This is a genomic window from Streptomyces zagrosensis (genome assembly GCF_014203645.1).
GTDB classification, from domain to species: domain Bacteria; phylum Actinomycetota; class Actinomycetes; order Streptomycetales; family Streptomycetaceae; genus Streptomyces; species Streptomyces zagrosensis.
Genome location: NZ_JACHJL010000009.1, coordinates 16,584 through 30,621, shown reverse-complemented (window position 1 = coordinate 30,621; position 14,038 = coordinate 16,584). Strand labels below are relative to the sequence as shown.

Sequence of the window (14,038 nt, the reverse complement as noted above, 5' to 3'; positions counted from 1 at the left end):
GCACGCCGCGAGGTCGCCCACTAGCCGCAGCACACCCGTCAGACGCCCGGGCCATCAGCAACCCCTACCGGCCCGGGCGTCTCGCGGCACAACACGCACCGCCTCCCATCTCCACAGCGCGTGCCCGAAGGGCACCGACGCCTCAGCGGAGCGATAAACACCGTTACTCCAGCAGGGACCGGGGCATGCGGGAGTGGGTCACCCACTCCCAGGAGGCAACGACGATGGGTACGTTCACTGCGGTACAGGGCCGAGGCGCGGCCCGCAGAGCGGCGAACAGTTCGGCCATGGACGCTGCCGCACGCTGGGGACTTGCGGCCCGCGGGGTGATCTACTGCCTCATCGGTCTGCTCGCGTTGCGCCTCGCCTTCGGGGGCGGTGAACAGGCCGACAACGGCGGCGCACTGCGTGAACTCGGCAGACAACCCTTCGGCGCTTTCCTCATCTGGGCCATCGGAATCGGCGTCGCCGGGATGGCGCTGTGGCGGCTCTCGGAGGCGCTGTTCGGGGCGGCCGGGCCTGACGGCCACAAGGCGACGAAGCGGCTGTCGTCCGCGGGGCGCGCGGTGTTCTACGGGCTGACGTCCTATTCGATGATCTCCTTCGCCATCAAGGACAAGGGAAGCGGCTCCAGCGACAAGAAGTCGCAGGACGTGACGGCGACTGCCCTCGGCTGGCCCGCGGGGCAGTGGCTGGTCGCGATCGGCGGGCTCGTCATTGCGGGAGCGGGGGTCTGGATCGTCATCCAGGCCGCGCGGCGCAGCTTCCACAAGCACCTCAAGCACGCGCAGATGTCGCAGACCGCACGCAAGGTGACCGATGTCCTCGGGGTCACCGGCGGCATCGCACGGGGCGTTCTCTTCACCGTGGCGGGCATCTTCGCCGTGCGGGCCGCGCTCGCCTACGACCCGAACAAGGCCAAGGGCATGGACGACACGCTGCGCACCTTCGCCGACACCCCGGCCGGCCCCTGGCTCCTGGCGGCGATCGCCATCGGCCTCGTCCTGTTCGGCGTCTTCTCCTTTGCCTTGGCCCGGTGGCGGCGGGTGTGAGGTTCGTACGGGTGAAACGGCAGAGCCCAGGGTGGGCCGCCATCACGGTGGCGTGACGGCACCGGCCTGACCCTTGCGCGCGTCGGGTCCCCTCCCCAACTGACCCGCACGGGTGGCGGAAGAGCCATCGCGCCCATGGCCTGCGGGCCGTGCGCAGACTGGGCGCCGGCCGCCACTTGTGCGCTAGGCCGACAGACGGCAGCTCGCCGCGCACGGGTGTGCATCGGGCGTACGACGGAGGAGAGAGCACCATGACCACTCGGCGCAGAGAACAGTTCGGCCGTGACGAGCCGCTGCTTCCCATGCCGCCCCTGACGGAGCAAGCGCTCAGGGTCGCCGTCCGGACCATCGACCTCAGCGCGTCCATCCGTTTCGAGGCAGAGTTCCACGATGCGTGGCAAGAGGCCGTGCAGACCGATAGCACAGTGCCCATGCACACCTTTCTCCACCGCTGGGTGGTGTTCGAAGCCCTGCGACGCTTCCCGCGCCGCGCTCAGCGGCTGGACGCACTGGAACACGCCGTGACTGACGCCGACAACCTGGAGGATGCCCGCCGCGCTTCGGCCGAGATCGGCGCGCTACTCGATGAGGCGCATCGTGAGGTTGCCGCGTGACTGACTAGACGTGGGAATATCTCCCGGACGCCGAGCACGTGGTAGATGGCTTAGACCCGAGCGTCAAGCAAGACGTGGAACGTCTCGCACAGCAGCTCGCCGACGCGGCAGCCGTTCGATATCTCGGCGACCCGCCACTCCACGAGTCAGGGGTGTCCCGGCTGCTCGACCACGCCGAAGGCAGCCTGATGGTCTGGTATCAGGAACACCGCCGGCTGACCATGATCTTCGTTGTCCGGGTACAGCACTGGCCAGTGACGACAACCCCCTGAACAACGCCCGAGGGCGCCCAGGCCACCTTCGGCCCGGGCGCCCTCGTCAGGCACAGCCCGTACTCCACTACGCCTCAGCGGCGAGCGCCACCGCGGCGAGCGCCACCGTCACGCGTGGACGACGTCCTTCTCCTCCGCGAAGTGGCACGCCGACTCGTGCGCCGCCGGGGTGTTCGCGCCCACGAACCGTTGCGGGATCGCGAGTAGCGGCACCTCCTTGGCGCACTTGTCCTCCGCCTTCCAGCAACGGGTGCGGAAGCGGCAACCGGACGGCGGGTTCGCCGGGGACGGGACGTCGCCGACGAGAATGATCCGCTCCCGGCCTTCGCGGGCCGCGGGGTCGGGGACCGGTACCGCCGACAGCAGCGCCTGGGTGTAGGGGTGCGTCGGGTGGTCGTAGATCTCCGTGTCCGTGCCGATCTCGGCCATCTTGCCCAGGTACATCACGCCGACCCGGTCTGAGATGTGCCGGACGATCGACAGGTCGTGCGCGATGAAGATGTAGGACAGGTTGAACTCGTCCTGGAGCTTCTCCATCAGGTTGATGACCTGCGCCTGCACCGACACGTCGAGCGCCGAGACGGGCTCGTCGCAGATGATGATCTCCGGGTTGAGCGCCAGGCCGCGGGCGATGCCGATGCGCTGGCGCTGACCGCCGGAGAACTGGTGCGGATACCGGTTGATGTACTCCGGGTTCAGACCCACCACGTCGAGCAGGTCCCGCACCTTGCGGCGCCGGTCACCCTTCGGGGCCACCTCGGGGTGGATCTCGAAGGGTTCCCCGATGATGTCGCCGACCGTCATGCGCGGGTTCAGCGACGTGTACGGGTCCTGGAAGACCATCTGGATGTTGCGGCGTACGGCCTTCAGCGCGCGCCCGGACAGCTTGGTGATGTCCTGGCCCTTGTAGAAGACCTCGCCCGCGGTCGCCGTCTCCAGCGTCATCAGCAGCTTGGCGACCGTGGACTTGCCACAGCCGGACTCGCCGACGATGCCCAGCGTCTCACCCTGATAGAGGTCGAACGACAGGCCGTCCACGGCCTTCACCGCGCCGATCTGGCGCCTGAAGAGAATGCCCTGGGTCAGCGGGAAGTGCTTGACCAGGTTGCGGACCTGGAGGATCGGCTCACCGCGCTCGACCGGAGCGTCGAGCACGGTCTCCACCTCGGCGATGGTCGTGGCCTCGGCCACCTCCACCTTGGTGAGGTTGGGTACGGCGTCCTGGGGCACGTCCTTCCGGCCGGCCGCCTCGTCCTTCTTTGCGGGGTCAGCCATGGATCGTCTCCTTCCAGAAGTGGCACGCGCTGCCGCGGCCCGGCAGGTCGGTGCCGTCCCGCTCGGTGACCGACAGCAGGAGGGGCACCTCGGTGCGGCAGATGTCGTCCGCCTTCGGGCAGCGCGGGTTGAACGCACAACCCGGCGGAATCTGCGTCAGGTTGGGCGGCAGACCCTTGATCGCGTAGAGCTCCTGGCCCTTTTGGTCAAGGCGCGGGATCGAGTCGAGCAGGCCGCGGGTGTACGGGTGCGCCGGGCGCTTGTAGAGCTCGTGCACTGGCGCGGTCTCCACGATGCGACCCGCGTACATCACGGCGATCTTGTCCGCGACGTCGGCGACCACGCCGAGGTCGTGGGTGATCAGGATGAGCCCCATGTTGTACTCGGCCTGCAACTCCGCGAGGAGCTCCATGACCTGGGCCTGCACGGTCACGTCGAGCGCCGTGGTCGGCTCGTCCGCGATGATCAGGTCGGGCTCAAGGGCCATCGCCATCGCGATCATGATGCGCTGGCGCATACCGCCGGAGAACTGGTGCGGGTAGTCGTTCACCCGCTCCCTGGCCGCGGGGATACGGACCCTGTCCATCAGGTCGATGGACTTGGCCTTGGCCGCCTTGCGGGACAGCCCCTCGTGCACGCGGAACATCTCGCCGAGCTGGTAGCCGACGGACAGCACCGGGTTCAGCGAGGAGAGCGCGTCCTGGAAGATCATCGCGATCTTGCGGCCACGCAGCTTGCGGCGCTCATCGTTGGGCATGGCCAGCATGTCCTTGCCGCGGAACCGGATCTCCCCGTGGGGGATGCGGCCCGGCGGCATGTCGAGGATGCCCATGATGGCCTGCGCCGTCACGGACTTGCCGGACCCGGACTCACCGAGTACGGCCAGCGTCTCACCGGCACGGACGCTGTAGCTCACGCCGTTGACGGCCTTGACGAGGGAGTCCCGCGTCTTGAACTCGACGTGCAGGTCCCGGACATCTAGGAGCGGGGTATCCCCGTCATCCTCAATGCGCCGGCTGGGGGCGCTCGCGGTCTTATCGATAGTGGTCACGTACGCCTCCCTCAGCGCAACTTCGGGTCGAGGGCGTCGCGCACCGCGTCGCCGAGCATGATGAACGCGAAGACCGTGAGGGTCAGCATGCCGGCCGGGAAGAACAGGGCGTGCGGGTTGTTCCGCACCACCTTGGACGCGGTCGAGATGTCGATGCCCCAGGAGATCGTCGGTTCCGCGAGACCCATGCCGAGGTACGACAGGGTCGCCTCGGCCGAGATGTAACCGCCGAGGGCGATGGTGGCGACGACGATCACCGGTGCCATGGCGTTGGGCAGGATGTGCTTCGCCAGGATGCGCCCGGTGCCGGCGCCCAGTGCCTTCGCGGCCACCACGTAGTCCGCCTGTTTGGTCGTGATGACGGCAGCGCGCATCACGCGGGCGATCTGGGTCCAGCCGAGGAACGCGAGCGCGCCGATGACGACGCTCACCGTGCGGTCCGTGAAGGCGTTCAGCACGACCAGCGCGCCGAGCAGGAACGGGATGCCGAAGAACACGTCGGTGACACGAGAGAGCAGCGCGTCCAGCCAGCCACCGAAGTAGCCCGCGAGCATGCCCATGAGGCCACCGAAGATGGTGACCAGGACCGTGACGCCGACGCCGACCTGAATGGAGGCGCGGGTGCCGTAGATGACCCGGGCGTAGATGCTGCGGCCCTGGTTGTCGTATCCGAACCAGTCGGCCGTGAAGAAGCTGCCCAGCTCCGGCTTGGTGAGGAAGTGGTTCGTCAGGTCCGTGTCCCGGGGGTCGGCACTGGTGAACCAGCTCGGGAAGACGGCGATGAACAGCAGCAGCACCACGAGCAGGCTGGAGATGACGAAGTACGGGTTGCGTCGCAGGTCCCGCCAGGCGTCGCCCCACAGGCTGCGGACCTGCTCGTCGCGCACCGTGTCAGCGGGCCCGGGGCCGGCTGCCGGCGCCTTCGGGCTGGTCGGTGACTCACCGCGGTTCGCGGCGAGCGCGGCGTTACTTGCGCGGGTCCCGGGGCCTGACTGCGGGGAGTCATAGATTTCAGGCATAGCGAATCCTCGGGTCCAGGACCGCGTACAGCAGGTCGATGATCAGGGACATGGCGAGGTAGACGAAGACCAGGCAGGTCACGATGCCCACCACGGTGCTTCCCTCACGCCGGATCAGCCCCTGGTAGAGGGCACCGCCCACACCCTGGACATTGAAGATGCCCTCGGTGACGATGGCGCCGCCCATCAGTGCGCCCAGGTCGGTACCCAGGAAGGTGACGACCGGGATCAGCGAGTTGCGCAGCAGGTGATTGACGACGATGCGCCGCTGGGGCAGGCCCTTGGCGAGTGCCGTACGCATGTAGTCGGCGCGCAGGTTCTCCGCGACGGTGGTACGGGTCAGCCGGGCCACATAGGCCAGCGACAGTGAGCCGAGCACGATGCCCGGCAAGATCAACTGTTCCACGCTCATGGAGTCCTGGACCGTGGCTGTGGTCCACCCGAGTTCCGTACCGAACACCGTCTGGAAGATGTACGCCAGCACGAAGACCGGGATCGAGATCACCAACAGGGTGAGGATCAGCACGCTGCGGTCCACGAGCTTGCCGCGCTTCATGCCCGCGAAGACGCCGAGTACGAGGCCGAGGACCATCTCGAAGGTCAGCGCGATGAGGGCGAGCCTGATCGTGACCGGAAAGGCGTCGCTGAGGATCTCGGAGACCGGTCGGCCACCGACCGTGGTCCCGAAGTCGCCCTGGAACAGGCCCTTCATGTAGTCGAGGTACTGCTGCCACATCGGGTTGTCGAGCCCGTACTCGTGGCGCAGCGCTGCGAGCTGTGTCGGGTCCGGTGCCTTGTCGCCCCACAGCGCCCGGATCGGGTCACCCGGCAGGGTCCGCACCATGAAGAAGATGAGAAAAGTCGTCCCGATGAAGACCGGGATCATCTGGAGCAGTCGCCGCGCGACATATCGCCCCATCGTGCCTCCGTCCTGGGGTCGGCCGAAAGCAGCCGCGTTCCTGGTAAGGAACCGGCTGCCCCCGTTGGCCAGGGGGCGCCCGATTCGGGGCGCCCCCTGGCATCAGCGTCCGACGACTACTTCTGGTTCACCGTGATGTCGGTGAGGATCGGGTCGCCCTTCTGGTTGAACTTCACATTCGAAACGTTCTTCGAATAACCAGAGTTGACCTTGTAGTACCAGAGCGGAATGGCAGGGAAGGTCTTCTTGAGCTCTTGCTCGGCGAGGTTGTAGTTCTTGGCGGACTCATCCACCGTCTTGGCGCCGTCGGCCTTCTTCACCAGCGCGTCGAACGCCGGGTCCGAGAAGGCGCCCTTGTTGCCGGCGACGCCGGTGCCGTACAGGTCGCGCAGGAAGTTGCCGTTGAACGGGTAGTCCAGCACCCAGCCGGACCGGTACATCGACTTGACCTGCTTGTTGTCGCGGGCCTCCAGGTCGGCCTGGAAGTCGGCCTTCGAGTCACCCACACACTCGACGCCGACGCTCTTGCGGATGGAACCGCAGACCGCGTCGACCCACTCCTTGTGGCCGCCATCGGCGTTGTACTGGATCTTCATGGCGTTCTTCGGGACGCCACCACCCTGCTTGATCAGGTCCTTGGCCTTCGCGGGGTCGAACTTGCAGAACTCCCCACAGGCGCCGGGCTGGTAGCCGAGCACGTCCTTGGCGACCCAACCGGTGGCCGGGACGCGGGTTCCCTGGAGCACCGTCTTGGTGATCGTGTCCCGGTCGATCGCCATCGACAGGCCCTGGAGGACCTTGACGTCGATGTCCTTGAACTGCGTGTTGTAGAACGCCGGGTTGATCGTCTGGATCGCCGAGTAGTCCTGGTCGATCGCGCGGTCACCGAGGTCGCTCTTGTAGTTCGGCAGGTCGTTCGGCGGGACCTGGCGGATCACATCGACGTTGTCGGAGGTGAGGTCCTTGTACGCGGCCTCAGGCTGCGAGTAGTTCTTGAAGATGACGCCGCCGTTTTTGGGCTTGTTGCTGCCCTGGTAGTCGGCGTACGTCTCCACGTCGATCTGCTTGTTGTGGTCCCACTTCACGAACTTGTAGGGACCGTTGCCGACCGGCTTCTGACCGTAGCCCTTGGGGTCTTCGAAGAAGCCCGAGGGAAGCGGGGAGAAGACCTCGTAGCCGAGCTTGTACTCGAAGTACGGGATCGGTGCGACGAGCTCGATGGTGAACGTGGTGTCGTCCACGACCTTCAGGCCCGACATCTTGTCGCCCTTGGCGTCACCCTTCTCGGGGTGAACGTCCTCGTAGCCCTTGATGTCAGCGAACCAGGAGCTGTTCTGCTGGTTGTTCTTGGTGGCCGCTGCCCAGTTCCAGGCATCCACGTACGACTTGGACGTCACCGTCTCGCCGTTGTGGAACTTCCAGCCCGCCTTGAGCTTCACCGTCCAGGTCTTGTTGTCCTTGGTGGTGATGCTCTCGGCGTTCTGCTTGACGATCTTGCCGGTGCCGGCCTCGTAGTCAACCAGGCCCGTGAACAGCGACCTGATCACGGCGCTGCCGTACGACTCCATCGTGTTCGCCGGCTGTAGCGGCTTCTGCGGCTCGCCGTTGTCGAAGACGACCTTGGCGTTCTTATCAGCCGGTCCGCTGCTGTCACTGTCACTGTCGCCGCCGCCACAAGCCGTCGCGGCGAGCGCCACAACTGCCGCCATCGCGACCCACTTGGCGCTATTGGCACCGCGCATGGGTTTGCCTCCTCAGGAGTCCACTGTCACTACGAGAGAGGGCACCGGCCGCGCGCTGACACCCCTGACAGCGACATAAAGACCCGGCACCCCAAAGTGTGCTCGTAGGCCGGCGCTCCCCACAGCGCGTGACCCATTGACCCGAGCTCAATGGACCCCATGATTGAGCACACCTGGCCCGTAAACCACACTTAAAGGGTCTCACTTTGGTCACATCAACCGGGGACGGAGTACCGAAATCCGGACAAAGGCATCGCAGACAGACACCCCCGAAACGGACTGTTAACGCAACATCCGGAACGCCTTCACCGATATCCGAACGCCCGTTAGAGGAAAACTTGTTGACTTGACCGGTCCTGACCTGCCGCCAGGCAATAGCCCCAGGGGCAGCGATGGAAGCTCCGCGCACCCGGCACTTCGACACAGCGTGACGGTTACCGCTGGCCGACACACCGCCACCGACGCCACCTCGACCGCACCACGGCAGGTGAGCGCCGCGATTTAAGGCCGACTGCGTCGATACGTCAACCCCCTTCCAGCGGGGGGCGATTCAAAATCAAGGCCAAGATTCTTTCGCCGCAGCGCTGCGGCGAACCGATCGGCAAGCCCATGAAAATGCCCGTGGCCGATTGAGGTCTACGTCGGGGCGCGCCGATCGCTGCTCGACGCCTCGGGCGGAGCGAACTGCCCCCGTACGCATGACTGAACCCGCAGCGTCGAGACCCCCTCATTCGAGGGACCAGACGGCAGGGCCGATGCTCCAGCCCGGTGGCCTGATGGCGTTGAAATCGGTTGGCTTGATTACGCCTTGCATTTCGCTGCGCGGCGAAGGAGGCAGGGCAGGGCTTCCGGGCGCGTGCGAGGGCGCTGAGGGCGAGGCAGGGCGCCCAGGGCAGAGAGGGCGCTGGAGGCGCGAGAGGGCGCCCGAGGCATGGCAGAGCGCCCCGGTGCATGCGGTGTGGCGCATCCGGCGGATGTGGTGTGGTGCATCCTGCGCGCAGGCCCCAGTGCGCACGCCGGTTCACCCGGCGCGAAGACTGGGGCCTGTAGCACGATGCGCATCCATGCGCCCGCGCGGTAAGCGTTAGCGCTTGGCGCGGGAGGCTGCCCGGCCGCGCTCCTTCTGGTCGAGGACGACCTTGCGGATACGGACCGCCTCCGGGGTCACCTCAACGCACTCGTCGTCGCGGCAGAACTCCAGCGACTGCTCCAGGGAGAGCTTGCGCGGCGGCACGATCGACTCGGTGACATCGGCGTTGGCGGAGCGCATGTTGGTGAGCTTCTTCTCCTTGGTGATGTTCACGTCCATGTCGTCGGCGCGCGAGTTCTCCCCGACGATCATGCCCTCGTACACCTCGACGCCCGGGTCGGTGAACAGAACGCCGCGCTCCTGGAGGTTGGTCATCGCGAACGCGGTAACCGCACCGGAGCGGTCGGCGACCAAAGAGCCGTTGTTACGGGTGATCAGCTCGCCGAACCACGGCTCGTGGCCCTCGTGGATCGAGTGCGCGATGCCCGTACCGCGGGTGTTGGTCAAGAACTCCGTACGGAAGCCGATCAGGCCGCGGGAGGGAACGATGAACTCCATCCGCACCCAGCCCGAGCCGTGGTTGGACATGTTGTCCATACGGCCCTTGCGGGTGCCCATGAGCTGGGTGACCGCGCCCATGTGCTCCTCGGGCACATCGATGGTGATGCGCTCGATCGGCTCGTGCAGCTTGCCGTCGATCTCCTTGGTGACCACCTGCGGCTTGCCGATGGTGAGCTCGAAGCCCTCCCGGCGCATGGTCTCGACCAAGATGGCCAGCGCCAGCTCGCCGCGGCCCTGTACCTCCCAGGTGTCCGGGCGCTCGGTGTCCAGGACGCGCAGCGAGACGTTACCGATCAGCTCGCGGTCCAGGCGGTCCTTGACCTGACGGGCGGTGACCTTGCGGTCCTTGACCACGGCCTTGTTCTCCGCGCCCTTACCGGTGCCACCGCGACCGATCAGCGGGGAGGTGTTGGTGCCGATGGTCATCGAGATCGCGGGCTCGTCCACCGTGATCAGCGGCAGTGCGACCGGGTTCTCCGGGTCGGCCAGGGTCTCACCGATCATGATGTCCGGGATGCCGGCGACCGCGCAGATGTCGCCGGGGCCGGCCTTTTCGGCAGGCTTGCGGGTCAGCGCCTCGGTCATCATCAGCTCGCTGATACGCACGTTGGCAACGCTGCCATTGCGCTTGATCCACGCGACGGTCTGCCCCTTCTTCAGCTCGCCCTGCTCCACCCGCAGCAGCGCGATACGGCCGAGGAAGTTGTCCGCGTCCAGGTTCGTGACGTGCGCCTGGAGCGAGCCACCCTCTTCGTATTCGGGGGCCGGAACGTGCGAAAGCAGCGTGTCGAAGAACGGCTGGAGGTTTTCGCTGTCGGGCGGGACCGTGCCGTCCTGCGGCTTGGTCAGCGAAGCGACGCCGTCGCGGGCGCAGGCATAGACGATCGGGAACTCGATCTGCTCCTCGTCCGCGTCCAGGTCGAGGAAGAGGTCGTACGTCTCGTTGACGACCTCGTCGATACGTGAGTCGGGCCGGTCGGTCTTGTTGATGCACAAGATGACCGGCATCCGGGCCGCGAGCGCCTTGCGGAGCACAAAGCGGGTCTGCGGCAGCGGACCCTCCGAGGCGTCCACGAGCAGCACGACCGCGTCCACCATCGACAGCCCGCGCTCCACCTCGCCACCGAAGTCGGCGTGGCCAGGGGTGTCGATGATGTTGATGGTGATCGGGTCACCACCGTCTTTCGGGTGATACTTGACGGCGGTATTCTTCGCCAGGATCGTGATCCCCTTTTCACGCTCCAGGTCGTTGCTGTCCATCATCCGGTCGTCAAGCTTCTCAGCCGCGTGCGCCGCGAAGGCGCCCGCCTGCTTGAGCATGGCGTCGACGAGGGTCGTCTTGCCGTGATCGACATGGGCGACGATGGCTACATTACGAATATCGTGGCGCGTGGGCACTGCGACGCTTCTCCCGGAATCGTGGATCGCGGCGTACGGTCCGGTACGCGCGCTGCCGGGCAGATCTAAAGCCTCGGCCTTACCCCATGGTACGGGGCAAGGGCGGTACCGGCCGCCTCAGCCCTTCCCCGGCCCTTTGCGGAGCACCACGACCCGCAGCTCAGCGGGGCCCCGCGAGCCCCGTCTTTACCTGCCCTTGTCCCGCGCTTACCCCCTGCTTCTTTCGCTCCTTCCCCGTTGTCCTCCCTCGATCCCCTCCCCCGCCACCGGCCCGGCCCCGGCCGCGCGCGCTCGCCCCGGCTCACTGTGCGGCCCCCGCCTTCGCGTCCTCGGACTTCTCGTAGCCGATGTCCTGGTAGCGCGGAGTGCTGAAGCCGAAGGCGCCCACGTTGGCCACGCCCGAGCGGACCGCGACCAGTTGCGGACGCTGGTAGAGGGGAAGGGAACCGGCCGCGGCCCAGATGCGGGCGTCGGCCCGCTGGATCAGCTTCCGTGCCGCGTCCTCGTCCAACTCGGTGGACGCCTGGTCGAAGAGCTGGTCGATCTGATCCGTACCGACCCGGGTGTAGTTCTGCTCCACGAGCAGCGAGCCGTCCGCCGCCGGGCGCGGCTTGGCGAAGATCGGACGGGCGTCGGTGGCCGGGAAGGCGGTAGCGGGCCAGGAGTACAGGGCAAGGTCGTAGTCGCCCTTGGCGACGTGGTCCTTGAAGTACCTCTTGTCCGTGACCTGGGTGATGTCGGTCTGGATGCCGATCGTGCCCAGCATGCGCGCGATCCGCTCGCCGACCTCGCGCACCTGCTCGGTGCCCGGGCCCGCGGGCAGGACGAAGCGCAGCAGCAGCGGATCGCCGTCCTTCACCCGAACCGGCGCCCCGCCGGGCACGGTGCCCGACCGTGTGGTCCCTTCCCGGGCGCTCCCGTCCCGGGCCGCGGATCGGCCGGTGTCCCGGTCGGAACCGTGCTGGTTGACGCCGTTACGCGCCGCACTTCGGCCCTCGGGGCGGTCCCGCTCGGGCTGGTCCTGCTCCCCGGCCCGCCCAGCCTCCTCCGCCGCATCCTGGGCAGCGTCCGGCTTGCTGTCCGTTCTGGCGTCCGACCTCGCGCCCGGCTTGCTGTCAGTGCCGGCGTCCGACCTCGCGCCCGCTTCACTGTCCCTCCCGGCGTCGGGCTTGGCGTCGGGCTTGGCGTCCGTGGACTTCGGCGGGGCCGCGCCCGCGCCCGGCTGCCAGCCGGCGTCGGCCAGGAGCGACTGGGCCGCCTCGTTGTCCTGGGCACCGATGACGCCACTGTTGTCCTTGTATCCCCGCTGGCCGGCCATGGTCAGATGGCTGCCGAGCGGCTTCGCGGACAGATCGAGCGAGCCCAGCACCGTATCGGCCAGTTCCTCCCGGTCGATGGCCCGGGCGATCGCGCGGCGTACTCGCTCATCGGCGAGCGGCCCGGATGTGCCGTTCAGCGCGAGCTGGGTGTAAGCGGGCTCAAGGGACCTGCGGACGGTGAAGGCGCTCAGCGCCCGGTTCTCCACCGCGCGCCGCACCGCTGCCGCCCGTTCCACCTCCATCGCTCGCAGCGCCCTGTCCCGCGCGTCCTTCGGGCCGTACTCGATCACCCAGGAGCGCAGCGCACTCGCCGCGTCCGTCATGGTCGCCGCGCTGCCGCCGAGTAGGGGCGCTGCTCCGACCGCCCCGTTTGGCCCGTTTCCGGGCGGTGGGCCGCCGGCGGGCCGCCTCGCGTTCTCGGCCCCGCCCGCTTCCTTGGCCCCGCCCGCTTCCTCGATCCGCTCGGCCGTGGCCGCGTCGATCTCGGCCACGTCGAGCGTGCCAGCGGCCAATGCAGCGGTCCGCTCCGCACGGGGCACCGGCGTGAACACCAGCTTGTCCAGCCGCGCGGGCTCGCCCCACCAGCGCGGATTACGCACCAGCGACAAGCGCGACAAGCGCGACGAGGGGGCCCGCGCCGCACGGTGCTCCGCCGTGCCGGTTCGCGCAGTGCCGGTTCGCGCACCGGGCCTTTGCCCCCGCTCCCGCCTCTCGTCGTACCGCTCCGGCCCCCGCTTGCCGTCGTCGCGGCTGCTGCCCCGCTCGGTGTCCGTCGCGCTCGACATGAAGGGGCCGGCCGACAACGGAAGCCGGTCCCGCACTCCTTCGTTGAACGCCTTCGGGCTGGCCATCACGTCCTTCGGATACAGCGGGCTGAACAGGGCACGCCAGTCCGCGTACGGCCGGCGGAAGGTGACCTTGACCTCCCCGGGCTCCGCGCCGGGCGATACCTGCTTGATCCGCTCGTAGCCGGCGTTACGGGCCGTCCAGTACGCGGTGTTCTTGCCGCGCAGCGCCCGCCACTGCGCGATGAAGTCGGCCACCCCCACGGCGCGGCCATCGCTCCAAACAGCCTTCGGGTTCAGCCGGTAGACGACGACCTGTTGGGGGTCGCGGTCGGTGATCTCGGCGGATTTCAGATAGTCCGCGTTGCGCTGGGCCCGGCCCTGCTTGTCGAGGGTGAACAGCGTGGGCAGTACGGCACCGGCCACCCGTTCGGTGCCGGCGTCGGCGGCGGCCTGGAAGACGTTGAGAGTGGTGGGCCTGGCGTCGATGGCCCAGCGCACCGTGCCCCGCCCGGAGAGGTCGGCGCGGGAGGCATCGGCGACATCGTGTGCGGCGGGAGCCGCCGCCGCGTCCTTGTCGCCGCCGGAACTGCACCCGGTGAGCCACGGAAGCGGCAGCAGCACCCCGGCGGCGAACAGCGTGGCGCAGCGGCGGGTGCGGGACGCCGGGCCCCTGATGACGCCATCGACGGACATGGCGGGTACCTCCGGGTGACATTGCCGTTCATCAGATGGACTGACCACTCACTGAAGGCGACAGCCCCCGGCCAGCGGCGCCGACACGGCGGGTTCACGCCGCAAGGCCACCCGCCCGGCCTAGCCAGGCCGGGCGGGCCGATATCCGGCCAAAACGGCCGCCACTCGCGCGGCGTAGCGCTCCCGAAATTGCGCGGCGCTCAGGTCTAGGCTTGAAACGGGAGGGGCGCAATGACACCGGTGTGCGCCCTGAATCCCGGCAGATCTCTTCCCAACAGCGGGCGCGGCGCGCGACACTCGCTGTC

General features: G+C 67.7%; 10 protein-coding genes. 3 read left to right on the top strand and 7 right to left on the bottom strand.

Translation table 11 applies throughout. The features are described from left to right. Positions 1–185 precede the first annotated feature (185 nt). The 3 genes from FHS42_RS18060 to FHS42_RS18050 all read left to right on the top strand — a co-directional run bounded on the left by FHS42_RS18060 (position 186) and on the right by FHS42_RS18050 (position 1,938). A complete protein-coding gene (locus tag FHS42_RS18060) occupies positions 186–1,052 on the top strand; it encodes a DUF1206 domain-containing protein (protein ID WP_376772621.1) in 867 nt (288 codons plus the stop codon). Between the two features lie 251 nt (positions 1,053–1,303). Continuing rightward, positions 1,304–1,666 carry a hypothetical protein gene (locus tag FHS42_RS18055; RefSeq protein WP_184573289.1) on the top strand — a complete coding sequence of 121 codons (363 nt, stop codon included), beginning with the start codon at positions 1,304–1,306 and terminating at the stop codon, positions 1,664–1,666. Between the two features lie 74 nt (positions 1,667–1,740). Beyond that, on the top strand, positions 1,741–1,938 hold the full coding sequence (locus FHS42_RS18050; protein ID WP_184573288.1) for a hypothetical protein: 198 nt from the start codon (positions 1,741–1,743) through the stop codon (positions 1,936–1,938). A 108-nt stretch (positions 1,939–2,046) separates the two neighbouring features. On the opposite strand, the gene FHS42_RS18045 is transcribed toward FHS42_RS18050, so the two are convergent. The 7 genes from FHS42_RS18045 to FHS42_RS18015 all read right to left on the bottom strand — a co-directional run bounded on the left by FHS42_RS18045 (position 2,047) and on the right by FHS42_RS18015 (position 13,733). Continuing rightward, positions 2,047–3,213 (bottom strand): ABC transporter ATP-binding protein, encoded by a 1,167-nt coding sequence (locus FHS42_RS18045; protein WP_184573287.1) that lies wholly within the window; start codon positions 3,211–3,213, stop codon positions 2,047–2,049. Further along, positions 3,206–4,264 (bottom strand): ABC transporter ATP-binding protein, encoded by a 1,059-nt coding sequence (locus FHS42_RS18040; RefSeq protein WP_184573286.1) that lies wholly within the window; start codon positions 4,262–4,264, stop codon positions 3,206–3,208. Before FHS42_RS18040 ends, FHS42_RS18045 begins: the two co-directional genes overlap by 8 nt. Positions 4,265–4,275: 11 nt before the next feature. Then, positions 4,276–5,283 carry an ABC transporter permease gene (locus FHS42_RS18035; protein WP_184573285.1) on the bottom strand — a complete coding sequence of 336 codons (1,008 nt, stop codon included), beginning with the start codon at positions 5,281–5,283 and terminating at the stop codon, positions 4,276–4,278. Next, entirely contained in the window at positions 5,276–6,202 is a 927-nt protein-coding gene (locus tag FHS42_RS18030) for an ABC transporter permease (protein ID WP_184573284.1), read from the bottom strand. Before FHS42_RS18030 ends, FHS42_RS18035 begins: the two co-directional genes overlap by 8 nt. Positions 6,203–6,318: 116 nt before the next feature. Continuing rightward, the gene (locus FHS42_RS18025) at positions 6,319–7,944 is read right to left on the bottom strand and encodes a peptide ABC transporter substrate-binding protein (protein WP_184573283.1); all 1,626 of its coding nucleotides are present in this window, start codon (positions 7,942–7,944) and stop codon (positions 6,319–6,321) included. Between the two features lie 1,084 nt (positions 7,945–9,028). Then, complete coding sequence (gene typA, locus FHS42_RS18020; protein WP_184573282.1) at positions 9,029–10,933, bottom strand: translational GTPase TypA; 1,905 nt, start codon at positions 10,931–10,933, stop codon at positions 9,029–9,031. 301 nt (positions 10,934–11,234) lie between these two features. Further along, positions 11,235–13,733 carry an ABC transporter substrate-binding protein gene (locus tag FHS42_RS18015; RefSeq protein ID WP_246494954.1) on the bottom strand — a complete coding sequence of 833 codons (2,499 nt, stop codon included), beginning with the start codon at positions 13,731–13,733 and terminating at the stop codon, positions 11,235–11,237. Positions 13,734–14,038 lie beyond the last annotated feature (305 nt).